This is a genomic window from Cycloclasticus pugetii PS-1 (genome assembly GCF_000384415.1).
GTDB lineage: Bacteria > Pseudomonadota > Gammaproteobacteria > Methylococcales > Cycloclasticaceae > Cycloclasticus > Cycloclasticus pugetii.
On sequence record NZ_ARVU01000001.1, the window covers coordinates 1,370,880 to 1,396,258 of the forward strand.

Annotated in this window: 23 protein-coding genes; 5 read left to right on the forward strand and 18 right to left on the reverse strand. The window is 46.0% G+C overall.

The genetic code is table 11. The annotated features are described in order from the left end of the window. The first annotated feature begins 13 nt into the window (after positions 1 to 13). Both CYCPU_RS0106650 and CYCPU_RS0106655 read left to right on the forward strand, forming a co-directional pair. Entirely contained in the window at positions 14 to 820 is an 807-nt protein-coding gene (locus CYCPU_RS0106650) for a Hachiman antiphage defense system protein HamA (protein ID WP_020162285.1), read from the forward strand. Between the two features lie 2 nt (positions 821 to 822). Further along, the gene (locus tag CYCPU_RS0106655) at positions 823 to 3,801 is read left to right on the forward strand and encodes a DEAD/DEAH box helicase (protein WP_020162286.1); all 2,979 of its coding nucleotides are present in this window, start codon (positions 823 to 825) and stop codon (positions 3,799 to 3,801) included. Positions 3,802 to 3,873: 72 nt separating this feature from the next. On the opposite strand, the gene CYCPU_RS0106660 is transcribed toward CYCPU_RS0106655, so the two are convergent. The 9 genes from CYCPU_RS0106660 to CYCPU_RS0106705 form a co-directional block, all read right to left on the reverse strand. Next, on the reverse strand, positions 3,874 to 7,725 hold the full coding sequence (locus CYCPU_RS0106660; RefSeq protein ID WP_020162287.1) for a dsDNA nuclease domain-containing protein: 3,852 nt from the start codon (positions 7,723 to 7,725) through the stop codon (positions 3,874 to 3,876). 59 nt (positions 7,726 to 7,784) lie between these two features. Beyond that, the gene (locus CYCPU_RS0106665) at positions 7,785 to 8,516 is read right to left on the reverse strand and encodes a TIGR03747 family integrating conjugative element membrane protein (RefSeq protein WP_020162288.1); all 732 of its coding nucleotides are present in this window, start codon (positions 8,514 to 8,516) and stop codon (positions 7,785 to 7,787) included. Positions 8,517 to 8,533: 17 nt separating this feature from the next. After that, a complete protein-coding gene (gene traD, locus CYCPU_RS0106670) occupies positions 8,534 to 10,594 on the reverse strand; it encodes a type IV conjugative transfer system coupling protein TraD (protein WP_020162289.1) in 2,061 nt (686 codons plus the stop codon). Beyond that, the gene (locus CYCPU_RS0106675; RefSeq protein WP_020162290.1) at positions 10,591 to 11,085 is read right to left on the reverse strand and encodes a PFL_4695 family integrating conjugative element protein; all 495 of its coding nucleotides are present in this window, start codon (positions 11,083 to 11,085) and stop codon (positions 10,591 to 10,593) included. Before CYCPU_RS0106675 ends, traD begins: the two co-directional genes overlap by 4 nt. Continuing rightward, entirely contained in the window at positions 11,085 to 11,636 is a 552-nt protein-coding gene (locus tag CYCPU_RS0106680; RefSeq protein ID WP_020162291.1) for a lytic transglycosylase domain-containing protein, read from the reverse strand. Before CYCPU_RS0106680 ends, CYCPU_RS0106675 begins: the two co-directional genes overlap by 1 nt. Beyond that, positions 11,633 to 12,463 carry a TIGR03759 family integrating conjugative element protein gene (locus tag CYCPU_RS0106685; RefSeq protein ID WP_020162292.1) on the reverse strand — a complete coding sequence of 277 codons (831 nt, stop codon included), beginning with the start codon at positions 12,461 to 12,463 and terminating at the stop codon, positions 11,633 to 11,635. Before CYCPU_RS0106685 ends, CYCPU_RS0106680 begins: the two co-directional genes overlap by 4 nt. Next, on the reverse strand, positions 12,460 to 13,317 hold the full coding sequence (locus tag CYCPU_RS0106690) for a FimV/HubP family polar landmark protein (protein WP_020162293.1): 858 nt from the start codon (positions 13,315 to 13,317) through the stop codon (positions 12,460 to 12,462). The genes CYCPU_RS0106685 and CYCPU_RS0106690 overlap by 4 nt, the downstream gene beginning before the upstream one ends. A 190-nt stretch (positions 13,318 to 13,507) precedes the next feature. After that, a complete protein-coding gene (locus CYCPU_RS0106700; protein ID WP_198003969.1) occupies positions 13,508 to 13,852 on the reverse strand; it encodes a hypothetical protein in 345 nt (114 codons plus the stop codon). A gap of 360 nt (positions 13,853 to 14,212) precedes the next feature. Beyond that, positions 14,213 to 15,079, reverse strand: coding sequence for a phage integrase N-terminal domain-containing protein (locus CYCPU_RS0106705; protein ID WP_020162296.1), 867 nt, complete (start codon positions 15,077 to 15,079; stop codon positions 14,213 to 14,215). 112 nt (positions 15,080 to 15,191) lie between these two features. Between CYCPU_RS0106705 and CYCPU_RS12010 the strand changes: the two genes are divergently transcribed. The 3 genes from CYCPU_RS12010 (at position 15,192) to CYCPU_RS0106715 (ending at position 17,072) form a co-directional block, all read left to right on the forward strand. Further along, positions 15,192 to 15,434, forward strand: a complete 243-nt coding sequence (locus CYCPU_RS12010; protein WP_156815274.1) for a hypothetical protein — start codon at positions 15,192 to 15,194, stop codon at positions 15,432 to 15,434. Positions 15,435 to 16,026: 592 nt separating this feature from the next. Beyond that, positions 16,027 to 16,251, forward strand: a complete 225-nt coding sequence (locus tag CYCPU_RS11920; protein WP_083923782.1) for a helix-turn-helix domain-containing protein — start codon at positions 16,027 to 16,029, stop codon at positions 16,249 to 16,251. Between the two features lie 425 nt (positions 16,252 to 16,676). Continuing rightward, positions 16,677 to 17,072 carry a hypothetical protein gene (locus tag CYCPU_RS0106715; protein ID WP_020162297.1) on the forward strand — a complete coding sequence of 132 codons (396 nt, stop codon included), beginning with the start codon at positions 16,677 to 16,679 and terminating at the stop codon, positions 17,070 to 17,072. Between the two features lie 9 nt (positions 17,073 to 17,081). On the opposite strand, the gene CYCPU_RS0106720 is transcribed toward CYCPU_RS0106715, so the two are convergent. The 9 genes from CYCPU_RS0106720 to CYCPU_RS0106760 all read right to left on the reverse strand — a co-directional run bounded on the left by CYCPU_RS0106720 (position 17,082) and on the right by CYCPU_RS0106760 (position 25,256). After that, positions 17,082 to 18,086 carry a DUF4917 family protein gene (locus CYCPU_RS0106720; RefSeq protein ID WP_456297527.1) on the reverse strand — a complete coding sequence of 335 codons (1,005 nt, stop codon included), beginning with the start codon at positions 18,084 to 18,086 and terminating at the stop codon, positions 17,082 to 17,084. Positions 18,087 to 18,187: 101 nt separating this feature from the next. After that, complete coding sequence (locus CYCPU_RS0106725; RefSeq protein ID WP_020162299.1) at positions 18,188 to 19,549, reverse strand: tyrosine-type recombinase/integrase; 1,362 nt, start codon at positions 19,547 to 19,549, stop codon at positions 18,188 to 18,190. A 686-nt stretch (positions 19,550 to 20,235) separates the two neighbouring features. Beyond that, on the reverse strand, positions 20,236 to 20,574 hold the full coding sequence (locus CYCPU_RS0106730) for a YggL 50S ribosome-binding family protein (protein WP_016390156.1): 339 nt from the start codon (positions 20,572 to 20,574) through the stop codon (positions 20,236 to 20,238). Between the two features lie 266 nt (positions 20,575 to 20,840). Continuing rightward, positions 20,841 to 21,893, reverse strand: a complete 1,053-nt coding sequence (locus CYCPU_RS0106735; protein WP_020162300.1) for a VOC family protein — start codon at positions 21,891 to 21,893, stop codon at positions 20,841 to 20,843. 28 nt (positions 21,894 to 21,921) lie between these two features. Then, positions 21,922 to 22,428, reverse strand: a complete 507-nt coding sequence (locus CYCPU_RS0106740) for a VOC family protein (RefSeq protein WP_020162301.1) — start codon at positions 22,426 to 22,428, stop codon at positions 21,922 to 21,924. Positions 22,429 to 22,437: 9 nt separating this feature from the next. Then, a complete protein-coding gene (locus tag CYCPU_RS0106745; RefSeq protein WP_020162302.1) occupies positions 22,438 to 22,902 on the reverse strand; it encodes a carboxymuconolactone decarboxylase family protein in 465 nt (154 codons plus the stop codon). Between the two features lie 13 nt (positions 22,903 to 22,915). Then, positions 22,916 to 23,425: an aromatic-ring-hydroxylating dioxygenase subunit beta gene (locus CYCPU_RS0106750; RefSeq protein ID WP_020162303.1), complete on the reverse strand. Its 510-nt coding sequence runs from the start codon at positions 23,423 to 23,425 to the stop codon at positions 22,916 to 22,918. Further along, positions 23,422 to 24,672 (reverse strand): aromatic ring-hydroxylating oxygenase subunit alpha, encoded by a 1,251-nt coding sequence (locus CYCPU_RS0106755; protein ID WP_016390151.1) that lies wholly within the window; start codon positions 24,670 to 24,672, stop codon positions 23,422 to 23,424. The genes CYCPU_RS0106750 and CYCPU_RS0106755 overlap by 4 nt, the downstream gene beginning before the upstream one ends. 182 nt (positions 24,673 to 24,854) lie before the next feature. After that, positions 24,855 to 25,256 (reverse strand): MAPEG family protein, encoded by a 402-nt coding sequence (locus tag CYCPU_RS0106760; RefSeq protein ID WP_015006126.1) that lies wholly within the window; start codon positions 25,254 to 25,256, stop codon positions 24,855 to 24,857. Positions 25,257 to 25,379 lie beyond the last annotated feature (123 nt).

Here is a 25,379-nt window from a genome sequence, read left to right on the forward strand (position 1 = left end):
GTGAGAATAGTAGATGGATGAACTTGGTTTTGATTTCAACAACGCTATACCCTGGTTTCTTCGCCAACAGGAACACCCTTACGAGCTAGTCAGAATGACTTCTGAGCAAGTCGATGAACTCCTCACCAATACCGCCGTCGCGGTACGGCGTTGTTACATCACAGATCAAATGCTTACCAAGGCTTCTTCACAATCAGGGCTTTCCAAAGCCGAAATTTTAGCATCGCGCCTTCCAGACCCTGGTTCAACAATGGCAGGAGACTTTGGCGAGATTCTTGGATACTTCTATCAATCTACAAAAGAGCTACCTAAAAATGCTATCGGCGCTAAGAAATGGCGACTTAAGCAAGACAGGAACAAACCAGCCCCAAAGTCCGATGTAGTCCATTTTTTGATGCCTAATCGGCCACACCCAAGCGAGGAAGATGCACTCTTATGTGCGGAAGTTAAAGTAAAATCGACCAATGGTGCCTCAACGCCAATTGCCTCCGCTATTGATGATTCAGCGAAAGATCAGACCAGTCGTCTTGCTACAACATTGGTGTGGCTTCGCGAACGCGCGATGACTGAGCCTGAACAGCTAGGGGACGTGGACATTCCCTTGCTAAACCGCTTTATCGACCTTGTTGATTATCCACCCATAGCGCGGAGGTTTCACGCAATCGCCGTGATATGTGAAAGCTTAGCTGAACAAGAACTTACGACAGCACCTGACACCTCTGATGCTAATTTTACACTCCTAGTAATTGTAATCCCTGACCTTAAGCAGACCTACGAGTCCATGTTTTCTTCACTGAACAATACGCTAGTAGAGGAATAAGCATGAGAGAGCTGTTACAAAACTGGATTAACGATGCTGACAACATTCGCCACCTCAGACTCTTTGCAATTCCTCAAACACCTATCAATATTGCGCATGTTGCAAATCGTCCTCAGGACTTTTATATCTCTCTGGTTGGCGAGCTATTCAGTTGCCTTCATTCACCCGATACATCTCGATCCGACTGGGCTCAGCTGGGCAATGCATTTCTACAATTTGCAACGGAAATGTCTGATGATCAGTTAGGTCAATATGGTATTAGCAAAGAAGACTCAATGTTATTTGCAGCAACGTCTTTCTATTTCGGCAATTATCCTGCATCAGCATATCTAACAATGCGCAGATGTTCGCGTCCAATGGACAATCAAAGCTTGCTTTCAGGCTGTTTCGATTTTCTAGTTAGACCTCCGGAACTGCAATCTACAATAGCCTTAGAAGCCCGATCTGCGATTCTCTCCGGGGATCAAGGACAAATAGACACCTTGATTCGAGCCTTAGATGACACAGCAAGAAATGCTCTAAATGAAGGCCCAAGAACCTGGGTCGTTGCAACACTACTAAACAGACTAATCCAGAATTTTGGTACTTCCAACCTTCGTGCAGTACTTCCAGATGGAAACAATGGATTTTGGACGCCACTTGTAAGCTCTTTAGTCAACAGGCAACCCCCTACATGGGAATTTTTCCCGTCACAAATCGAGGCGATCAACGGAGGGCTACTTTTATCCGGAGATACATTCTCACTACAAATGCCTACAGGTGCAGGAAAAACTACTTTATGTGAAGTTCTGTTGTACTCACATCTAAAGAGACATCCAAATGATGTCGCCGTAATGTTGGTTCCCTACCGGTCACTTGCGTCAGAACTGCGCGGAAGTCTTGTTCCTCGATTGAATGCTCTAGGTATCGCATCACGTTGCGCCTATGGAGGAACCGTTCCTGTCGGAGACGAACTTCACGAACTTGATAACGTACAAACTATCGTCGCCACTCCAGAAGCCCTATCGGGATTGCTTGGAGCAGATCCCGACTTTGCAGGACGTATTGGACTAACCATTATTGATGAAGGTCACTTGTTAGATGGAGCCGGACGTGGAATTAGTCTCGAATTGTTATTGGCCCGTATGAAGGGCCACCCTGGCCGAGCTACCCGATTTGTATTTATATCTGCAATCGTGCCAAACGTCGAGGAAATAAATACCTGGTTGGGCGGGGAAGACCAAACCGTGATCCGAAGTACCTACCGACCTGCACTAGCTGAATTCGCGGCATTACAAACGGAAGGCCGAGGGGTCGGCAGAGTTATCAACTTAAAGATGCACCCGCAAGAGTCAGCTGACAGGCAGTTCATTATTGATGGCTTTCTGGGTCGTAGCGACTTTTTGTATATAAACCCAGAATCAGGGCGGCAAAAGACTTATGACTTTAATTCGATCAAAACCCAAGCTATTGCTGCTGCCCGTAAGGTACTTCCAATGGGGTCAACGGCGATTTTCGCTGCAAATAAGCGAGGAAGCCAAGGAGCTATTGGAATCGCTCAATCCCTTGTAGTACAACTTCAAATTGATCTTCCCATGCCAAGGCCCAATGACTTCTCCAGACAGGATAAGTTAATACAGTCTATAGCATATCTTCAGACTGAGTATGGCTCGGACTGGATAGGAACTCAGAGCGTTCAGCATGGCTTTGTTCTTCATCACGGTGATATTCCTCAAGAGTCCAGAGAAGTTCTTGAAGGACTCATCCGTGATCAGGATGTGAAACTAGTTATTTGTACAAATACGCTTGCAGAGGGTGTCAATCTTCCCATTCGCACACTGGTTCTTTATTCAGTTCAGCGTAGATATGGGAATGGCCAAGTGCAAAATATGCTAACTCGCGATATTAAAAATCTTGTGGGAAGAGCTGGTAGAGCAGGAGCAAATACCAAAGGTCTTTTGATCTGCGCAAATCCAGATCAGTGGGAACTTGTTCAACCTGTTGCTATGCAAAGTCCAGGCGAGCCAGTTACAGGCTCTCTTTACAGTTTAATTGAGTTAATGACAGGTTTTATTTCTCGCAACAATATCGCTTTGGACAATCAATTTTTGGAAAATAACACCATAATCCACCCGCTAGTTGATGGCATTGATTCAACTTTAATGGAACTGTTGTCTGATGAAGTTAATGAAGACGAGTTTATTGAGTCCGCTAAACAGCTTGCGGCGCAGACATTTGCAGCTGCACAGCTTACCAATATCCCTTCCGACAACCTACGTAAAATATTCTCGCTTCGCGCACAACGTATTGTAGCGCTTCAATCATCTGGAAGGGCGGCCTGGGCACGTGAAACAGGCGCAAAGATCCGTTTGATCGACAGTGTCGAACAGACTTTACTTCCTATGCGCGACAACTGGAGCGAGGACATAGAACAGATAGTTGATGATATTCGAACCTCTGTTTTTCAATGGGCATGGACACATAGAGAACTTCGAGAAACTGTGAAAGACTGCTTTCGTTTAGGTGAAAATGACGATGTTGAGAACTATAGGGAACGTTTTTTTGCAATAGCACAACTCTGGATGTCTGGCATGAGATTTAGAGATATCGCAGAAACGCTAACGTTACAGATGGATGATCTACTCGGCATATATACCACCGGAATTTCTTTCTCACTCCAAACATTAGTCGAACAAGGAATCAGCCTATTGGCCAAGCGGCTAGAGATAGAAGAAATCGAGATTTCGGAAGGAGTCCGACTGTTTCCCGAAAACCTGAGGTTTGGCGTTCCAAATAACGCTTCAAGAATACTTGCAGCAACCGGTGTACGCCACCGCAGTGCTTGCGTTGCACTTGGAACTGCTCTGGAGAATAACAATCTTGCAGGAAACGACAATGAAACTCGACTAGCAGCTGCCCAATCACTGCGAACCTATGCAGAACAATGGCGCTCGACCTTGGGTGAGCTGGTCTACCAGAATACACTTTCAGACCTCGCATAAGTTAGAAATATTATTAGTCTCTCCAGAATGGTCTCAGCAATACATTCCCACCTTTAGCTAGATGGGATCAGATCAGAATAATCGACTACCCAATTCATGATTGACCAACCCAATGCGCACTGCCGCAATGTAGTTCATGGCTTCATCTATTTCGCCATTCAGGGCATTTATGCTTGAAGCAGAAAGATTTGGACAAAAAGAATCTTCTTTAATCTCACCATCTTGCTGCTTAGCGACACAATCACGTAACTCTTCAAGAACTGCTAAGGCATCGTAGACAATATCGTTATCATCCTCTTCGATATAACGCTTAAACTTCTCTTGAATTCGATCACAAGTCTCAACCGCCCGATCAAACTCATCCCCTTCATCCTGCTTCAAATTTTGTAGATCACATACATTTATCATGGATGAAATAATCCCCAATGAGCCAATCCCTTGATCAAACTCTTTTAATAAGAGCCCATCGAATGACTTTCCAGCAATAGCTTGATTTAGGGCCTCGCTCTTATTAACCAATATATGTGGATTTTCAAATAAATAACTAAAGCCAAATTGTGGGATATAAGTGCCATCGATTTTCGGCATCAAATAGACTTGGCGGCTAGTATTTTTATGCTTTTTAACAACCGATAGAATCTCATCAAAAGAATGAAAATATGACTCTACCGTTTCCACATCTATTGCGATTAACAGCTCATCACTTGGCCATACCCCTCTGTCATTTCCACCCTCTCGAATAACTAATATCTCTATCTCCAAACCAAGATTAGTGATGCCCTTTTGAATTGCCGCTTTCTCTTTCTCCAGCCTACCTTTCAGCTTTTCTTTCGCGTTTGCCGAACAGAGCTGTAAAGCCTTTCCTCTAGATGCCTTTTTTGAAAGAGAAGTAACTGCCTCAACGAAACGGCTGTTTTGAGCACACTCGCTAAGAATCCATCTCAGCATACCTAATAACGCTTCAATACTCGAAGCAACAGGGCTAACATCCCAGTCAAGTACTGCCCAATATGAAGCGTCACTCGCCTTTTTTACCTGTTCACAGAGGCTCGACGAAAAAGCCGACAACGCGCCATAGTTGTTTTCTCTATTGTTAAGACGGGGAATCAAATTCCCACAGATACCAGCAATCAACGATGAAACCGGCTCCGTAAACTCCACACCACCTTCAATAGGATGTGGACCATAGTTAATAGACAGTTTTTGGTGCATAACATATCGGTTTGCCGCATTCGCCGTCTGCTCAATAGCAGCCGAATGCTTCTTAATAAATACACCTTCCTTACCACGGCACCATGCATCCACGTAGCTTTTTAGGTATCTATCCGCATTCACTAACTGCTCTTTCATCAACTTGGCATAATCAGTCTCCGTTGGTGACAGTGATTGATTCGCCACCAACGCAATGAAGTTTTGGTTCCAGCGTTGAACAGCGAATGAAGGTAAATTTTTTCGAGGGATTGCCTTTGAAGCGATTGGGTAGTCACCGTATTGTAATGCATTACCGTCCCCTCCAATTGCCCTCGCCTCTACTTTGCCTGCATCGGGAGCTAAACTCACCAACTTGTCACACAACTGTATAACTGATTGTTCTGCATCGTCAGTCACGTCATCACTAACAACGAGATAATCAGCTGAGACAACTTTTTCACCATCATCGTTAACGAAAACGACTGGCTTAGAAATCCAAGGAGTTACCGAATAATATTTGTCTAGGACAGTCCCCTCTCCCCCGAGGCTAGCAATGATCGACTGCGCCAGCTCAACATCAACTGCGGAGGCCACTTCCAATAATGGGCATATCTGGTCAAAGTCTCCGGAGATATTTCCACCAAATTGTAATTTCTTGTGTTCTGTAGCCCCTATAGAAGGAATGGGTCCCATGCTGGAAAACAACGCTACGAGCTCTTCAGTCTCTTTAACCTCATCAAGTTGGAACGAATCGTCGAGTACATCCAGAAGTTTTTTCCTATAATCCACGCACGCAATATTAGAAAACTCTTTCACAGCAAGATTCACTTGGCGCATAGCCATTGAATCGCCTGATGGCATTTCAGCACCAGCACACGCCATCATCGTCGCCATTGGCCAGTGAGCACTATCCAACGACTGTTTTTCCAGAATGGCTATCCATGACTTAGTCATTTCCTGAAGCGATACGATCCCCATTCCTGTCAACGCTAATGCCCATTCGGTTGCGGTAGGGGTTTCTTGTAATCTTCCAACAATCGACTGAATTAACGACTCACCATGATCGACGTTTACTAACTTCTGTATAACAACCGGTAGTGCCTCACTCACAACACATTGAATTGCCAAATTATTGGATTCTTCCTTTAAAAAAACCAATTCATCATGGCTATGTAAAAACAGTGCTTCTGAACGAATATCATGAATACCAGCAATAACCCCTGGAGCCGTATAACGAATCAGGTGCTCATCCAGCAACCGACCTAAAGCGCTTCCTAGGGAATTTTGATTGAGACCGAGAACAGTAGATAACCGATTAACCTGTAATGCCCCACCAACTCTGAATGCAGCAGAACAGACTCTGACTACGGCCAGTTCTTCATTTCTCGCTTGTTTTTTTCTATCAGTGATCTGTCCTTTTATTACGTCTTCTAACCTTTTTCCCTGAGTGAGGATATGCGTATATTCAAGCAGTAAACCTTGACTCAGCCGATAAGGCTCCTTCCAATAAACCCACGTCGTCCTTTCTTCTTGTTGTAATTTCTCCCATAGGCCAACAGCAAATTTTTCATCAAGCGCAGAATCAATAAGACTTACATGACTAATGTCACCAAGAACGGCAACATCTTCCTGCCGGACAGAGCCTATAAAGAACACTCCTGGTTTTGTGCGCGTTTCTCTAGTCAAAGCCTGAAATAGCGATGCGTCAAATTTTCCAACATCATCTAGCACGATGCCTACGGGGCGCATTAAGGAGGGTTGAAGTGCTTCTACTAAATTTAATATGGCCGCTATATCACCACTTTGTGACATTGTGGAGACACGAAACCACCTCATATAATGTGATAGTTCATGAACACTCATCCACTGTAGGGCTGACTTTCCCGAACCAGATGGACCAACAACTAAGACACTGCGCGTTTCCTGAATTTTCTCTACAACTCTCGCAACCGAATCAGGCCTATCCATGACCAATCCAGCTGCAATATGTCCCGGCTGAACATCAACACCGCCGTAAAACTCAGAGTCCATGAGCGGATCGTCAAACGTAACAGGGAAACAGACACCTCGCTCTATAGCTTCATTGATTGACGACGGATCGATACTCTTAAGAAGACGAGAGACTAAAGCTTCAATTGTTTGGACAGATATTCGAGATCGGAGGTTGTAAGGCTTACGGGCGTTTTCTGAAGCCACAAAGCCACAGAATGCCAGAACGCCATGAAAGATTATCTCGGCTATGCCCGAAACAACACCCAAACGATCTTCCAGCTCACCCACCGCCAACTGCTTGGGGTCTGGGATAACTAGCGATCCGCTTTCATTCTTCGATTCTTGATCAACAAAACCATCCCACTTAAGAAAATCACCTACAGCTGCCGGTTTCTCTAGAAATAGCCAGCGCCCATCAATAACCATCCCTGCGGCCCCAAGGGTTTTAGCACCCTCATTTAACTTTTGTTCATAGCCCTTAATTTCAGAGTTAGTAAACGGTGGCCTATGAGCACCCCGTGATTTCACTTGGATCAGTGTTAGGTTATCTTCTTGCTCGATAACAATATCATCAAATCCCTCAGGAACGACTACACCCGATGAGAGCCTATTACTCCAAATAGAAATAGCTAACAACGAGGCTACAGCGTCCTGAAACCTAAAGCCTCGGCCAGCCCATGCTCCAGATCGGCTATCTTTCCAGAACTCTTCTAAAACTGGTAATTTCTTATCTTTATCCATGTACAGCTATTCCATTAGCTCCTGCACTACTTGCAAGAAGCGCTAGTTTAGAAATAGGATCAAAAATACTTTTTCAGCCGCTCGAAAGCAACACGCGTCGCCAAGCCTAACAGAAAGGCAAAAGGCAGGATAACGGCCACCGGATTAATGCTGAACGGCAGGCTGATATAGACCACACAAGCAGCTACAAATGAAGGTACGACGGATCGTCTGGCCAGATTGAAGACATTACTGCTCTCGCGCCCCCCGCCCCACCGCCTGAGGTCGCGTTCCACCAGCCCGTCAACACCACCCACGAGCGCCGCAACGAAGAAGATCGGCAGTGAAAATAGGATGAGCGCTAAACGGGTGACGAATGTTTGTGTAACGTAGGTGGATGCTTGAAGATAGTCATCGAATCGTTGATATAAGCCATATCCCCATGCCTGCAACGATGAAAAAAAACTGGCGTCAGGAACATCAGGCGCGTTATGCAGAAGCGTTTTAATCCAGGATTGACGGGATACCCATCCTACTGCCTCGCCCGTTAACGCAATAATATCCTTCCTGATAGCTAACGATTGATCATAGAGCTGCTGGTTGAGATAAGCCTGGTCAGCCGCCAGAACGGCTTTTGCGTGGTCTGCCCCTTGTTCTGGCCAGAACCAGATCATGCCTAGCCATTCAATGATGATAGACAGCATTAAACTGATCACCAGCCAAACAACTAACTGAACCAGTGCAGAAAACAGTTGGCCGATCAGGCCGGGTTCTTTTCTTCTGGGGGGCTGATACTGCTGTGACTTGGCCATGGGCTTATCAGCCTTGCCTATCGACCATAATAGCTCGGCCAGTCCACGACTGACGTATAACTGCGCCGCATATGCTGGAGCATGTCGCCCAAATCGTCGGGCAGCTCCTGATCATCCATTTTGGATGGCATGGGGATGCGGATTTTCCACAGTTCACTGCCCCTAAGCAGGACGAATGCCTGCCCTTTGGGGAGCGCCACAATATCGGCGGGGGAGATCATAGGCACACGGCTGATGCTCACCCGATCCTGATTATTGGAGGTAAAGCCAATGCCGGCAGAGGTATCGACATTGTCGGTGACGCCGGAAACCGCCATGATTTCACTGACGCTGACTTCTGGCAGCTGCTTGGTGAACATTTCACAGGTCGCCACCTCCTTCACACCCATGATCAGCATGGTGCCGATGTTGCCAGCCAACTGCCCGGCTTTGGCTTCACTACCCAGTTCGGCAATCGGGTCGCTCCAGGTCTGGGTGTACAGATTAAGTTGGTAGCCAGCCCCGCCACTTTTATTGATCAACGTCTTGAACTGCGGCCCGATCAAGTCGGAGAATTCGTCCCCGTGGATCACAATATCCGGTGGTTTCCTGGCCTGCTCGTTCGTATTGCTTGGTGCTATACCGTGCTTATAGATATGACCTGCCAGACTGGTCAGGTCACTGAACATGGAAGCGCCCACCGCACTGGCCACCTCTGGGTCGGTGAGAGCATCCAGCCCCACATAGACGACAGCGTTGGATCTAATCGCTTGCGCCCACTCCAACACCGGACGTTGATCGTCGGTTTTCGTCTTATCAGGTGCCAGGATAGAAGCGATGTTGCCCGTGGTGAGCTTTTCCAGGAAGGGCTTGATGGACACCGTGATTTTCAAAAAATACTCACGGTCATAACGAAAAGCAGACATCAGCCCTTCTAACACCTGATCGAAAGTCGCATGAGTATTGAGATAGCGCACCATTGCCAGTGCCTCAGGGTCTTTGCCCTGATCGATCCTTGGCAGCGACTTTATGTTAATACTGTCTTGCAGCTCCCCCAGCTCATCCTGCCAATCCTCCGGACCATGTTCAGCCAACCAATGGCGACCATACAGAATCAGCAGAGCATCGATATCGGTGATATAGCGACGAATTTTGAGGTAATCCGGTATTTCACCCATCGCCACTAGCGCCACGGCGATAACATTGATGAATTGCCAGGCAAATTCTTTAAACGCACTGGCCTCACCTTCGCCCGGTAGCTGGCTGGCGATTCGCGTCGCAACTTCTGTAATCCGCGAAAAAGAACCAATGGCGTTGTAGCGGGCGCTCAGCTCGGGATAGCCCAGATGAAAGATAATGAGCTGACGCCCTGCTTTCTGGGATTCAACATAGATGCGCTTTAGATAATCGGCATCTCCTTTCGGGTCTAACACAATGACACAGTTATTGCCGCGTCGAATATCCTGGGTCGTCAGCACTTCGGCCAGCCGGGTTTTGCCATGGCGAGTTCGGGCGATCACCACCATATGCCCGACCCGGTCACTGAGCGGCATTGTGGCATTGGTTTCCCCTCTGATCCCGACACCGTGTATGACAGCATCGCCCCCGATGGCAGGCGGGGGACGGACGGGATTCAGAGGGGAATCTAGTGCGGTCCATCGCATGATCGTTCGCAACAGGGGCGTATGCTCCCATTCGATCTCTTTGCGACGAACCCATTGTTTGATGGCGCTGGGCTGCAGATAACGTTCAGCGCGTTTATCGCGGGCAGCGTAGAGTCGTTCGGTGTGTGTCTGGTTCCAGCGAAAGCCTCGCCCTAAGAACAACACCGACTGACTCACCGGCACTTGGGATGATGACATGACATAGCGCGGGCTGCGCTTGAGATGGCGCTGATATTGAATCACTCGCCAGGCCTGGCGACCACGCCATACACCGACCCCGCCCAGACACCCGGCGCTGAACAGGGCAACCGATGGGGTCATCATCAAAGTGTGTGGTGCAGCTAACACGATCCCCGCACAACTCAACGCCACTATCGCCGAAGACAGTTCCACAGGGGGACGTAATAACACTTCGACTTCATACCGGTCGGTCACTGCTCCCAACCCTCTTTTGATAGCAAGATCGGGTAGTGGCTCAAACCCAGCTTAGTGGCGAAACCCTCCGCTGATGCGGGCACCAGACGAAGCCCTTCCGCGATAGCCAAAACCGCCTCAATCTCCTGACGATCCTTCGCCTCAACCAGAAGGCCAACGGCTCCGATACGGATAAGCTGCTCGCGCTTTTTGGCCAGCCAGTCTCGTGATTTCTGATCAGACCCCACCAAAAACAAGGGCCGCTGCAAATAACGTAATGCTTTTGGCGTGACTGTGACCTTACCCGGCTGCATTGAGGGTGTGGTGATCGGCAGCTTGAATGGCGATTGATGATTCGCGTCCTGAGTGGTGGCCTTTTCTTGTGGTGCTCGTTTCGGCAGATAGGGTTCAAGCGGTAAGGTATCGCCTGAGTCATAAATTACGGTTAATGGTTCTCTGGCGTGAGCCTCTAAACAAAACAACAGGCACAGCAGTCCGAATAGCCCTCGCATCAGAACCACTCCCGCCAATACTGCCTTACACGCTCTCGGTAACGCTGAGCGCTGTCGAGCGATTCCGCGTCCTGACCGGGGTCGTGGTAGCGCCCAACCGCCTCCCACCAGTCATTAGTCTGCTCAAACTGCTCGTGCAGAATCGTAGCTCCGGCACTGAGGTTTTTAATCGGCACCAGCGATTCGTCAATCGTGGCAAACCGTTGCCCGTGCCAGCGCCAGTTAACCTGCATCAACCCGATATCAACTGACTGCTGTTTTCGAATAGCTTGGAAAACTCGGTGAATTGCATCTTGCTGGGATTCACAAAAAACGCTTTGGCCATCGATATTCAACGCCCAGGGCCACGGTACCCGCTCACCGCGATAATGCGTACCACTTTCTGTCATTGCTATCGCATAGAGAATATCGACAGGGACTTGATGGCTCTTGGCAACTATCAAATAGGCCACTGGCACCTCCTCCAATGCGACCGCCGCCACTGATTGCATCAATGTCACCCCGGCAATCCAAGGTTTAATCAAACGAGACCTCGTCAAATAAGGCTTCATATTCCCAAACTCTCTCTGTTCAACTGAAAGAAACGTCCATCGCGTTTTAAGAAGATCGGCATGGCATCTGCCGGTGAAACTGTGGATTGACTCTTCAATCGCTGTAGTAACCCCTCATCACGGTTCAATGTGAGATGCCGCCCATTGATCCAGGTCGTTTTTATCGCGTGGGCATTCGCCCATGCTCTAACAGCCCCATCATCTTGAGCATCGCGGACGTATACATCGACACCGCTTTGTTGAGTGCTCGGCAGCAAACCCATTAATCGGTTAATAACCGGCAAGCACTCACGGCAATTTGGCGGTACAAAAAGGAGCAGACGGTCACCATCAACAAAGCGCTTTTGCGCTAATCGTTTCGCGTCCTTCATTGCAGACTTCTGTTGTTGGTGCGCAAAGTAAGGAGCCAACAGACGGTGATCTAACATCTTTGCATTGGGGAACAGACGTTCGAAGGCAGCGCGGTAGGCTTGTTGAAATTGCAACGTACGCCCTGTTAAATCAAATTCCTGTTGCGCATACAGCTCAGCGTAACGCTGTTCTTCCTGCGGAGACTCTGCAAACATTCCAAGCGCTAATAATGGGTCAAGGCCAGGATTCCATTTTCCCAATGGACCACGCATTAAATCCAGATAACGTTGATACTCTTCTTCATCCAATCCCCATCGCTTTGCTAAAGTCCGTATTTCAATAGTTCGGCTGATCGGCGTTTCAGTACCAGGGGTTTGTGATGTGTGCGTTACAGCCTCATGCGTATCCGCAATCGCTGCGCCGGAAATAGACGAAAGTAAAATCAACCCTATCGCTAAAGTGCGCTGGTGATTCACTGTGTCACCTCACGCTGAATCCATAGACGCTTCTTCCATAGTCGATAGTGCTCGTCAACGAGCTGACTAGCTTCAAATTCGGTCGGCAAGGTTTCTGGATTAACAGGCGGGATTTTCAGCACCGCGCCTGCCAATAGATGATTCATGTTGGCATTCGCAAACTCATGGGGATTCGCACGAAAGAGGTAAACCAGCACCTGGTCTATTGTCATACCCGAGAGATCGAGCTGACTGGCGATGTGGCTTAAACTATCGCCCCGCTGCACCGGCCCGTAGGTTTGATGTTCTTGCTGTACCACCGAAATTACCTCTGGCTCTTTCGGTGGCAGCGAGGTTATTTCCTTCTGATCAAGCCACTCTTGTTTGGCGACCTCCATATCTTCAGCTGCAGCGAATCGAACAAACCCCTCACGCAACTGATAGCGCACTGAACGCTTAACCGGATTGATTAAAGGCCGAAAGCTTTGACCACCCAGGGTGGTCAAAGCATCCATTAACGTCATTGATCCCAAATTCCGATGCGGTTCGGGAAGTGTCAAAACCAACAAAAGGTATTGTTCATCTGCTTCTGGCCGTTCACCTACCTCATGAGAGTCGTCTAATTGAAACCCATAGGGTCTCAACAGGTAGTCCAGCGCCCCTCCTACCGTGGTAATTTTCTCTGGTACTCGTAGATCGACAATGCTTTTCAGCAGGTCGGTTTTTGCAACCTCAGGCCCCAACTGAACAGTGAGATAGCGACTCTCAAGGATACGACTATCCACCGTATCCGTAGTGTCTGCCTGCACCGTTAATGGAAGAGCGAAGACTATCGTCAGTATCGCCACCCACCTGCCAATCACTTTCTCTCGCATGAACACCACCATTCATCCAATCATTAAAAACGGTTACCAGATTAGTGATGGCAGCTTGCTAGTGGCAGCGAAAAGCTTTCATGGACAAAAGAAAGAATAGGATTGATCGATTTTCGAGGAGTGAGGGGGAAATGAAAATGATAAAGGCCTGACGGGAGTCAGACCTTTATCGTGGGTGCTACACAGCAGGTCAATTGGCAAAAGCCAGTTGATCGCTAACTTCTAGTCGCATAGCCGGTGTTGGCTGCCAGTGCTTCAGTACTACGAGGGTTTCCCACCGTACACTTGAGACACCTATCATCGACGTTTCTGTCAACTGACCTTGCAGCTGTGTTAACAACGTACGGGTACTGTAACTTTCTGAGATTGTGCCTTCGGCACTGATACTCAGGATATTTTCCTCAATGCCTATATCGATATAGCCTGCATCGACAAACTCGGTTTCTCGTAACTTGCTGAGAACAGATCGCACAACAGCATTATCGGCATCTGCTTTGAGTTTTACTGCACCTCGCATTTCCAGGTACTCCATCATCTTTCTCCTTATCATTGAATGAACAAGAGAAAGATGTCCCTACGGGAAATCATTCTCCCGTAGGGGTGGTATAACTGGCTAACGTATCAGCGGTTGCTTGCAACGTTTTCGAGCCATACCGATTGATTGGCAGCGTAACTGCCAGGTGCTATTGAGACTGCAATAGCCACAGTGTGATTCGTCATGAGGATTCAGCGTCAAGGAGGAACGCAGGCGTTAGCCGAGTAGTCCTTGGTGCGATTGACCATTCTCACCCTTTCAAAGGGGTTGCAGTGATACTGCAACCCCTGCTACCGGCGAGGGCGGGAAGGCCCAGCGGCCAGGGCAGCGCCCGTTGAGCGTGATCGTTAGGTTCATACCTTAACGCCCTAGATACACTGCTGTGATCTGTTCACGTTCATGACCGAGTTCCTGGGAAATTGCCCAGCGGGCAACCTGATCATTCGCGCGTTCCTCTTCACTAAGCTCACTGCTAGATGGGCCACCACAGGCCGGTGCCTGTTTTCCGGTGAGTTCGTAATACCGCTCTTGCGCATAGCGGTGACGCAAACCATGCAATTTGGATAGCCCTGCCTTTTGCGTCTCACGTTCATAGAGGCGCATTTGCTGAACATACATCAGGTGAGAGGGAATCAATGAGCCTTTCCCCGCCACCAACCGCGCGCGTCTTAAAACGTCCCGCTGCTCGTCGGTGCGTATAGGAATTTCCCGCGCCCGTCCCCCTTTACACCAGGTAGATTTCAGTCGAATGTAGGTATTTCGGTCTGCGTAGTCCGGACTGAACTTAATCGCTTCTTCCCGCCTCAGGCCAAAGGCTTTTTGCAATTCCAGGCTGATTCTTAAATGCGGGTCGCTGATTTTTTCAAGCAGCTCCTGATCCAGGTCACGCGCTTTCGACACGTTAGTAACAAAGACCCGAGAGTCAATGCCGTAATAGGCATTGTCCTTAGCCACGACATTTTGCTTACCGATTTTTTCAGCCCACCAACGCAATGCGGCGAGACGATTTTTGATCGTACCGGGAGTCAGCCCTTCTTCGAGATATTTGGCGACCAACGCATCAACATGCTTAGGCTTTAGAGATTTCGCCTCCATGCGCCGATAGCCCAATTCATTAAGATGGTTGGCCATCGTTTGTAATAACTGAAAACGTTCAGCTTGTGTGGCGCGACTGCCATCCTGATTACGTTGACATAAATCCTTTAATTGGTAATTGATATCCTTCACAGACAACTCCTCGTCGAGAAATAAAGCGTGTTTGCATTCTCGAAAAAAAAGAGGTGCTGAGTCGTTAGTTAACCTTTCAAGGCCGAAGGAAATAATCTTCAAGGACTTATTGATGCATCTATCTGATGCCAGTAGCAGACAGCCATGCGGAACAGGCATTGAATCAAGGAAATTCTGCCAATGGTTGGTGGATCGTGCGTTACAGATAATTTCGTTAGATTGTCTAATCGTTCCGGTCAGGTTTGTTGTCCGTTCCTTACCTGGGACGACTGTTCTGAACGGACAAGTTGCCCTATGGAACAGACGTGTGACCGTTCAGAACAGTCGTCTTCAAGCTGGAACAGTACGGTGTTGAAGTTTTGGTCAGTGTTTATGACTGTCCAGCCACCACGGTGGATGGAGAAGCAATATCAACAACAAATTGCTAACGTCACGGGACACCACTCCCACAAAACCTGAATAGCGGCATAACCAACAATGTCAATTCCCGGATGGGTACGACACGGTTTCGTTTTCACGCTTTAGACAGTACTACTGCTTTCGTTCTTTCTTTTGCCAGGCATTTCTCCTCTGTTAAGTGATAAGCCACTCATCGCGGTTGCGTGAGTCAACTTGAAAAGCCCTTTCGAGCTGGTTTGCTATTGAGAGTGCAATAGCCACACATGGAATCTTAATTATCAGTGAAGCGAAGAAAATCCACCCTAATAATGCTTTCATCATGTCAGTAATTTTTATTGAGGCCAGTTCTCATGAGGGTTAGCGATTCATCGCACCCCACGTCACTGCATTTATTTTGCAGTGACGTGGGGTACTAAATCCGATAAAAGCTCGATATCAACAGATAGCACTAATATTCGAAATATATTTCTTTATGGACTGAAACAAAAAGTGTGACTATCGACTAACCATGCCGCTAATGTGCTCGTGACTCTTTCGGGAACCAAAATATGAACGACACGACAGCGGCTATTACTGACCGTGAACTCACCACCAAAGAGGCAGCTTCGCTACTCGGCCTGTCGCCCAGCACACTGAGAAAATGGCGCTGTACTGGAGAGCGCCCGGAATTACCCTGGTGTAAGCGGTTTCGCAAAGTTTTTTACTTGGAATCCGAGGTCATTCTTTTCAAGGAAAAAAATACCACATCCAATTGCGAAGAAACTTATGTCTAGCCGTTATTTCAACAATTCTGAAGATACTCTGTTTTAAATCTGTTGGCGTTTTCCGGGCTTGGCCGGGTTCGCTAATCGCTCATTCCCCGTTGGGGAACTACCGCCCTCTCAATCCCTAACGCTTCAGCCCTCCGGGCTGCTAAATCATCTAACAGCATATTCTCCTACGCCGACATTCCTCTCAAGCATTAACTTATACCACCAAAATCACCTTACTAAGGGGCACTGCCCCTCGCGCATTGCAAGTGCAAGGCTTCGCGCTTCCTCACCCGTTCAGATTCCTTCGCGCTGCTCAGTCACTTAGCTGCGGCTTCCGGTGAGCCACTGGCAATTTGCTACCCCCACGCTTCGCCAGCGGGTCAGGAGCGCAGGCCGCAGACGCTGCGCTCAAATGAAATAGTTAAAGATCAAGGGGAAGTGAATCTATGAATACTGCTGAGGATATGAAACGGGCATATGAACAAGCTCAGGTACAACTACAAAGCATCATCGATATGGTAGGAGCGTTGAATACCGAGGAAGAAGCCGAGCTTGAACAAGCTAAGCAGAGAATATATGAAGATCCACTTTCTATTCAGGTGAGATCCGACTGGTACAACGCGGGCAATAGTTCTGAAATTGAACCAGCTGAGTTTATGATTTTGCTTTGCACTGGGGGACCAGCCACCAGGATCATCGGGACATTAGGCCAATTCAATGAACCAGTAGATGCTACTCTACAATTTCAGGATTGGTTCATGCCATGGACAGATTATGCCTGTGATACTGATGAAGCAGTGGCACTCGTTAAGTACGCCCAGGAATTTTGGTTTGGTGACTAAGAATCAGTGTTACGGGTGACACCAGCAACCATCGCTCTCGCTATCAAAAAATCTAACATCTACCTTTTCACATAGCTCATCCGCTATAAGCTGCGCCACACGTGTACAGTAGCCCTGATCATTTCCAAATACTGAAAGTGCTACTTTTTCGATCCCTGATTTAGCGATTCTACGCAAAATATGGAGGTCATGTTCTCCAAAGCCCCAACCATATACGACTAGCTCAGAGGGTAAATTGGCCAATACTTCGCGATAAACGGTGTTGAGGTAATAGCTGCCCTGAATGGATTTTATTTTCTGCTGGCTGGTCCCTTCACTAACAAATAGCGGGACATAACTACCGGCCTCCCATTTATTTAAAATTTGGTCGAGCAGACTAATCCCTCCTGAGGTTATTTTCCTTTCGTTTTCTATCTTGTCTCTGGCCAGCACGAAACTTCCATGGGGATAGAAAACTAAGGTGCAAGACTGTTCTCCACCAATAGGATCGCGAAAACGAGACCAATCATCGTCAAACTCTGACTGCAAGAAACAGTCTTTAAAAGCATGGCGATCCTGAATATCCAATCCATACATCATCGCCCAATAAACAATCAGGTCATAGTTCAATGGTATGACAGTGTTGAAACTTTTAAGAAAGTTATAGATATTCGGAATGCTTTCCGAGACATGCTCGTACTCAGAATGAATATCTCTAACTGCCGCAATTAGGCAGTCTCTTACATGCAGGTATGCTTGCTCTGTCTTTTCATCTTCAATCTTTAAGGATTTATTGACATTGGTCGCCTGCCATACAATTCTGAGAATAAGCTCAAAGTCATCTGTATGGAAAAAGTCGAACAGACTCTGTATATCGTCAGTTAGCAAGCCATTGTCAGTCGCATGCTCCTTCAATGACCCATAGGCAAAACTATCGTCAATCGCGATGCTTGCTCCGTTCCCCAGCAAGATTGCCCCGCCATTGAATTCGTCTTTGATATCAGACCACTGAAATATTTTGGTCGGCAACTGCACATCCTCCTGATCTATAAAGACAGCTTGTCCACAAATAATGCCGAGCGACAATACATTGATCTAGCTGTAACTGTCACCCTCAAACCCAATGCAAGAGGGTATCACCAGGTACCTTTTAGTGCTGCGGTGAGGTCGAAACCAGACTTTTTAATCATGTAATCAGCAATCCTCTGGCTTGCCTCTCGGAGTTTTGTCATGGAAGGGTGAATATAATGTGCATCCACGCCTTCCCTGGCATGGCTTAGTAATTCATCAATAAGGATTGGGCTGATTTCCAGTTCTGCTCCAATAGACTTGTAGGTTCGTCGCAAATCATGATTCGTAACAGATACTCCAGACGCGTTTTTAACGATCTTTCGAGCATCCTTTGTGTCCCTGTAATGCCCGCTGCCAGTAATTCCCGGAAATAGATACTCCGTCTGTTCAGGCAAATTCGCCAATCGATTACGAACAATCGTTTCAGTGGCAGTGTTCAGAGGTAATTCCACCTGCTTGCCGCCCTTCTTGATAATCTTGAAAGTATGCCTATTGAGATCAATACCGGCGATCCGGATAGTCACCGTACCCGTCAACCTTACACCCGAGAACAGCATAAATAACAAAGCATCCCGCCCATTCCGAAAGGCGGAAGTGTGATCATGCTCCCGGAGGCCCAGCACCGCTTTAAGATAGGGTTTGAAATCGCCATCATCCAGGCGCTCGGTGCGACGGTTAGAGCGATTGATGTTAACACCCAGTTGCTTCATCGCCCGGCTAACCGGATTTCGGAGAAAAAGGTCCGACTCGTCATATTTCGCCTGAGCCCAGTTCCATACTGATCTCAATATGCGCATCGCATTGTGCAATTGGGTTTCGCCTTTACCCACTTGCTGGAGGTATACGGCCTTCACCTGCTCTGCCGATATGCTGTACAGAGGCTCATCCAGTAAGTCCACCAACAAAGCCTCACATTTATTTTTGATATCTATCAAATAACGGTCACCGGGACGCCTCTCCGCAACAAAGCCATCGGGTAAATACTCCCCTTCCTGATCTGTTGGTGAGCCAAATATCATGTCTCTGAAAGATCGCTTAGCCGAGAATAGCTGTTGCTCATTATCCTGCTCTGCGGCTAGCTGCTGGGCAAGTAGCTGAGGGTCACGCCCTTCTTGTATTTCCAGGAAGAGGCTATCCGCTTTCTGCCTCAATTCCGAGATCGGCACTTCCGCGTTTCTCGCCTCGCCGACCTTCATAATTTGCCGTTTATACAGCTTACTTTTTTGCTGACCACGAATACGAATCCTTTCGTATAGACAAAAGGCACTATCTGAATATGATTGATTGGGCCTGACCCGTATAGCCAGATGGCTAACGTTGTCATAAAGGTATGACTCCTTGGTAAACTCACCGCTATTAATTCGGCGCTCAATTGCGGTTAAGCTTGGCTTGCTGAATTTGATCCGGTTTTCTGATGATCTTCCCATGAACAAGAACTCCTTTTCAGGCGATGATGGGGCTAGATTTGGGATACACCTGGGATACAAAACAGAGTAATTTTTGTATCCCAGAGGAAATATCGAGTAACAGTGAAAATTGACGAACCAGGAAAGAATAAGGCATTAAACCCTTATATATCAACCACTTGAGTAGCGTAAATCAACTTTAAGGGACTTCAATCAACACTGAGGAATGATTATACGAGAAGGATTCAAAATCCGGTTTCTTCGGAAGTGCCGGTTCGATTCCGGCCCTCGGTACCACTTAAGTTTTCAGTAATAGACTGAATCAGACCTCAAAGCCCATTACTAAAGGGCTTTGAAGCTCTTAACCCTCTCTTTACTTTCCGCAATAAACCGCATTAAACGGCATCTTTTGCCTTTCATTTACGCCATTTTTACGCCACAATTTACGCCAAGTTATTTTTAACGGGGGCTTTGATGGCTAAACCAAGAAAAGTTAATGGTAAATGGCGAGTTGAATTCAGGCGTAGTAGTTGTACTGAATGAGCTTATTGATCTGCTTAATAAGCGCTGGTGGGTATTGTGCTAAATATTCATTTATTGGCATCTGAGTTTATTGCATCTATTGCGCTGCTAAAGCAACATAGAACAAGCCAAAACCCGTGAGGTGCTTATTAAGATTAATACGCACCTCACGATCGTAACCAGTGTTACTTTTCGTTAAACACGTCAACCAGCTTGCTAACCTCAACATCGCTAACAATGCTGTGAGCTAACAATACAGCTTCAATGGCTGCTTTGTCTTCTTCAGTTGCTGAACCATAACGGTCATGTGAGGTAACAAAGCCTTCAAACTGCTCATCATCGTTATCCAGGCTAATTAACAAGTTTTTGTCTTCTGCTACATCCGCGAATGCTTCAAGAAATTCCTCGAATTGTGTATCAGAGTCGATATCAACTTTACAGGTGAACTCAAAACCCATTATAGCGAATTCGCCTACATATAATTTTTTGCGCAGACGTCTGCTGCGACCTATTTCTTTAGCCATGATATTTATTGCCTTTATTTAAGATGCGAGTTAAGAGTGTGTGATCCGTATTGCCCAAAATGCTTCGTTAGGAATCCTTCCAAGCTATTGGACAGAGCGCGCATATTAGCACAAACAAGAAGGCTAGAAGTGGTGTTAATGAGCATCCTTAATATTCGCACTGATAAAGTTTATAACTTACTTGAGAACACCTCGATAGCAACAAAAAAGCCATGCTTAAGTTAAACGCATGGCTTTTTTATGAGATCGTTTGTAATTAATTAAAATTAGCCACAAAGTACCCACGCTTCTTTCTCTGAGCTAAACATTTTTTCTTTCCAGTCATCACATAACGGAATCACTATTTCGGTGGTTACCCCTGATAAATAGTCTCGCGTATCAATATAATAATACTCAATCAACCCATCTATAGTACCGCCTTGGATTATAGGCATACCTAGCGCTTCTAAACCCGGCAAAAGAGCTTCAAACTCTTCCTTTGAGCACATTGAAGGAAAGAAATGATGCACGCCTTCACCCTGCTCTTTTAAAAAATCGTGATACACGCATTTATCTGACTCTGGGGTAATAAGCTCTAAAGCAAACTCACCCACACGGCCAACATGGTTATTATATTTATGATAAACCTGTTCACCAAAGAACGTCGTGTCGCTCATGGTGACACCCGATTCAATTTTAAATTCAATCCAATCTGTCATTGAGAATAATTTCGTTAAGCCTGCCTTGGCCACATCCCTATCTTTACAAACCACCCCAAGGTGTAACATATTGGCTGTTGGTAATAATTTTGGACCTAATAGCGTCAGGTCTATATCAAACACTTCATCAGGCGTCATGGATGCTTGCCAATTTTCTGTTTTTGGGCAAACCACTTCAAACATCACGTTGGACACCAATGAGCGCGTATCTAATAAATAAACATCTGCCACGTCGTAAATGGTGCCAGTTTGACGAATACTAATGTCTAGTTCATCGAGTGTTTTATTTAACGCGTCAACGTTAAAGGCCGTTGATTGAGTCAGGCTAACATGGTGTACGCCTTCGCCAACTGTGTCTAACATATGTTGAAAGCTAGATGGCCCGTCGATAGGCTGTATTAACTCTATCGCTAAATCTTTATTTCGCCCCATAACTCGTATAAAGCGGTGCTCAACCAATTCACCTTCAAAGCGTGTATTTGTTAAATGGTTACCGTCATAACGAAAAACCTCCCAGTGACTAATACCAAAAAATCGTGCGTAATTGGTTACCACTTGGCGGTAGTCACGAACCACTATGGAGGTACTATGCCAGCCGTCTATAGGTATGCTTAATGCCATTTATTTCCCCTTAAAATTATTATTGTTATTAGTCAAACGTAACATCTTCACCAAGGTCGGCAATTCGTGCGTATGTCGGTGGTGCAACCACTTCTAGAAACATGCCACCTAATTGCTCACGGGTGTCTAAGTAATAAAGTTCTGCAACCCCTGCAATATTGCAATAATTTCCAACCTTTACCCCTTGGCGAGTATATTCTTTAACTAACTCTAAAGGGTTAGGGTGTGATAAATCACCCACATGTTGCATGCCGTCCCCGTGTTCTTTAACAAAGTCATCAAACACAGTTTTACCCGAAACCGGCTCGCACAATTCGATCAAGGTATCGCCCATCCGTGCAAAGGCTGATATCCAAACAAATTCAGCTGGCTCACCATAGTATTCGGACGTTTCCATCATATCTGATGAAATTTCCATCACTCGCCATGTTTTTATACCCATTAACTTGGCATAGCTTTTTGCGGTTACTCTCCAGTCCTTTACTGCCATTGCCACATGGTTGATAGGCCCCATACTAATGTCTAAATCACTCATTCTTTGCTCCTATTGATTGCTATTTTGTTGTTCTTTTTGCTCGAGCATTTCTTTTATTTCTGGGCCCAAAACCTCATTAGCCACTTTTAAGCCCAATACCATTGCAGGTGCTCCTAAATAAAAGACGGTTTGGAATAAAACCTCAATAATTTGCTTAGGTTTCATCCCAGCATGCAACGCGACTTTCATATGGTCTTTTAACGGCCCTTCACGTCCTAATGCTAAATCAGTGCCCATTAAGATCAACGACCTTTCTTTTAACGTTAAACCTTCTCGCTCATATAAAGCTCCCCATGTTTTAGAAAAAACATAGCCCAGCTCATCACCAAACAGAGGGTTATCCAGCAAAGATTCAATATGCTCAGAGGATTCTTCTCCCAACACTTCACGCATCAACGATAGGCCTTGCTTAAAGTCCTCTCCTTCACGTGAAAAAGGAAAACCATCAGCATATTTATTGTCAATATCAGTCATTACTACCCCCTATTTATATTAAAAAACTTAAGTCGTATATTTCGCCATCACAATTAAGCAGTACTACTTTTTTGCTGGTCATTTTCCATTCACCGCCACGCTTAACTAATTTGTGCTCGCAATTAGCTGCCATTGTTTGTAATGGGTAAAACCGATCTTGCCGATTGGCACGGTACTCATGCAAGGTAAGGTATGAGTCAATAATGACGACTCCATCCACTGTTTTAACCCGTACGTTATTTACTGAGTGTTGCGTTCTTGAGCTAGGTATTTGTGCATGACAAGCTCCGCTTTGTAGCCGTTTAATGCGCTCATCAAGCATCTCCATATCATCATAAATAATGGATACATGTTTTGTTGGGTCAACATTTACATCACGGCTATAAGGTAACCAATATAATGCATCGGCAGTGAATAGCTTTCTCCACTCATTCACCTCGCCTTCGTCAAGTAAACATGCTTCAGCAAATAAAAAGTCTTCTGCTTCAGCTCGTGTCATTTGTTCTGAATTATTAGCACTCATGATTGGCTCCCTAACGTCATTAAACGTCTGTATTCAAAATAAGGTGCTCTTTGCTGTGTTTCTTGCGTATGCCCACCATAACGACGCCCGTGCTCATCGACCTCTTCAGATTTAATACCTCGATTAAATAAAATCCACGGTACCATCTCTGCCTTCATCCCCTGACCGGCTCTATCAAACATCGCATAGTCATCTGGTCCACCAAAGGCGGCAGGGCTATAAAAGAACTCATGCTCACGCACCCGTCGAGTATTAATCTCATCAGGCGCATCTTTTAGCATCGTGTGATACATACGCACTTCTGTTTTATCAACCCCCATAGGGCGAATAACTCGGAATTGATATTCAAGTAGGGCTAAGTTGGGAAAAATCACTAAATTAAAACGATGTCGTAACACATGCATGGCGCGCTCTTTGCCGTGTTTCTCGATCATTAAGTCTATATATTCAGCTGGCCAGCGTTTATAAACCGCTTCGTCGGGCAAGCTGTACACTTCCAGTAAATTATTGCCATAACCACAATCCATACCTTTAGTGTCATAGCCTTGATAATTAGGTGGCATGCCCATTTTTCTGATCATCACATCAAAGGCGGTTGAATGGGTAACCGGCGCATGATAGCCCTCAACACTGCCTTCTGTTTGGATTTTCCAGTTAGCATGATAGTAATGTTTATTCACCCCGCTATTACCGACGATGATTTCGCCAACAGGAGAAAAATCCATGTACATGTCGATGTACTCTTTCACGCCTCTTAGTTTCTCGTCTAATGAAATATCAGGAACAGATAGTAACGACGCGAAGATAATACCCCGATAACTTTCAACTTTTTTAGCCGAAACTAAGCCTAAACTTTTATAGTCTAATTCACCTTCGTTATAACCACGCGGCATCGACACCGCTAATAACTCACCGTCCATACCATATTCCCAGCCATGATATTGGCAAACAAAACTAGGTGTATTACCTTTTTCTAAAGGACACACTGCTACCCCGCGATGAGTACAACGGTTAATAACAACGTTTATTTCATTATTTTCTCCACGCGTTACAATAACTGGAACATCACCCATAAAGGTCGTTTTGTAATCACCCGGATTCGGGATTTCACTTTCGTGTGCGACATATATCCAGGAGCGATAAAAAATCCGTTCCATTTCATCGCTATACACCCCTTGATCGTTATATAAGCTAACATGTGTTCGATCTATTCGAGCCAAATCATCATAGTCACGTTCTACTGACATAATCCTATCTCCCCTAGTTTATTTATTCTAATTTTTATGATCGTGTTACTAGAAAAATAACATACATTAGAAAATACTAATTTACAATATGATTATATTGAATAGAGAAATTGTCTTACGAAGTATTTATTAGGTGTAGCAACAAGTTATGCAGAAAAAATCTGCATAACTTGTTTTAGGTATTAGGCAGGAATGGTTGTTATTGCTGTATAAAAAAGCCCCGCGCAACACGCAAAGCCCAAGCCAAAAGCACTGAAACGCAAGGTTGCCATATTGGTTAAATAGGCAATAAAGTAAACGCCGCGTATAACCACGAAAGAAATGCAGAGCATGGTAACCGTTTCATTTATCGCATTGGTGATAAAAACAGCCAATACAGCGGCTGAAAAAAGGCCTAATGCTTCCCAGCAATTGGCATGTAAATATTGTGAACGAGCCCCTGCACCCACTAGCGTTGCGGCTTGTACACGTGGGTTAACAAGGTCATATTTACCTGTTTGTGAAATTCGGTAATAACCACCAATTGATGAGGCCAAATAAGGCATAAAAGCAATACAAGTCAAACAAATCACAACGGTCAACATAAGAAATCTCCTCTCTCGATTATTTTTAAATTAGTACGTGTCGTACCCGAGTGAGTATAAACATTATTTTCTCGCTTAACACCCATCAACTGTGGCCATTTAATCGGCATCAACTGATAAAAC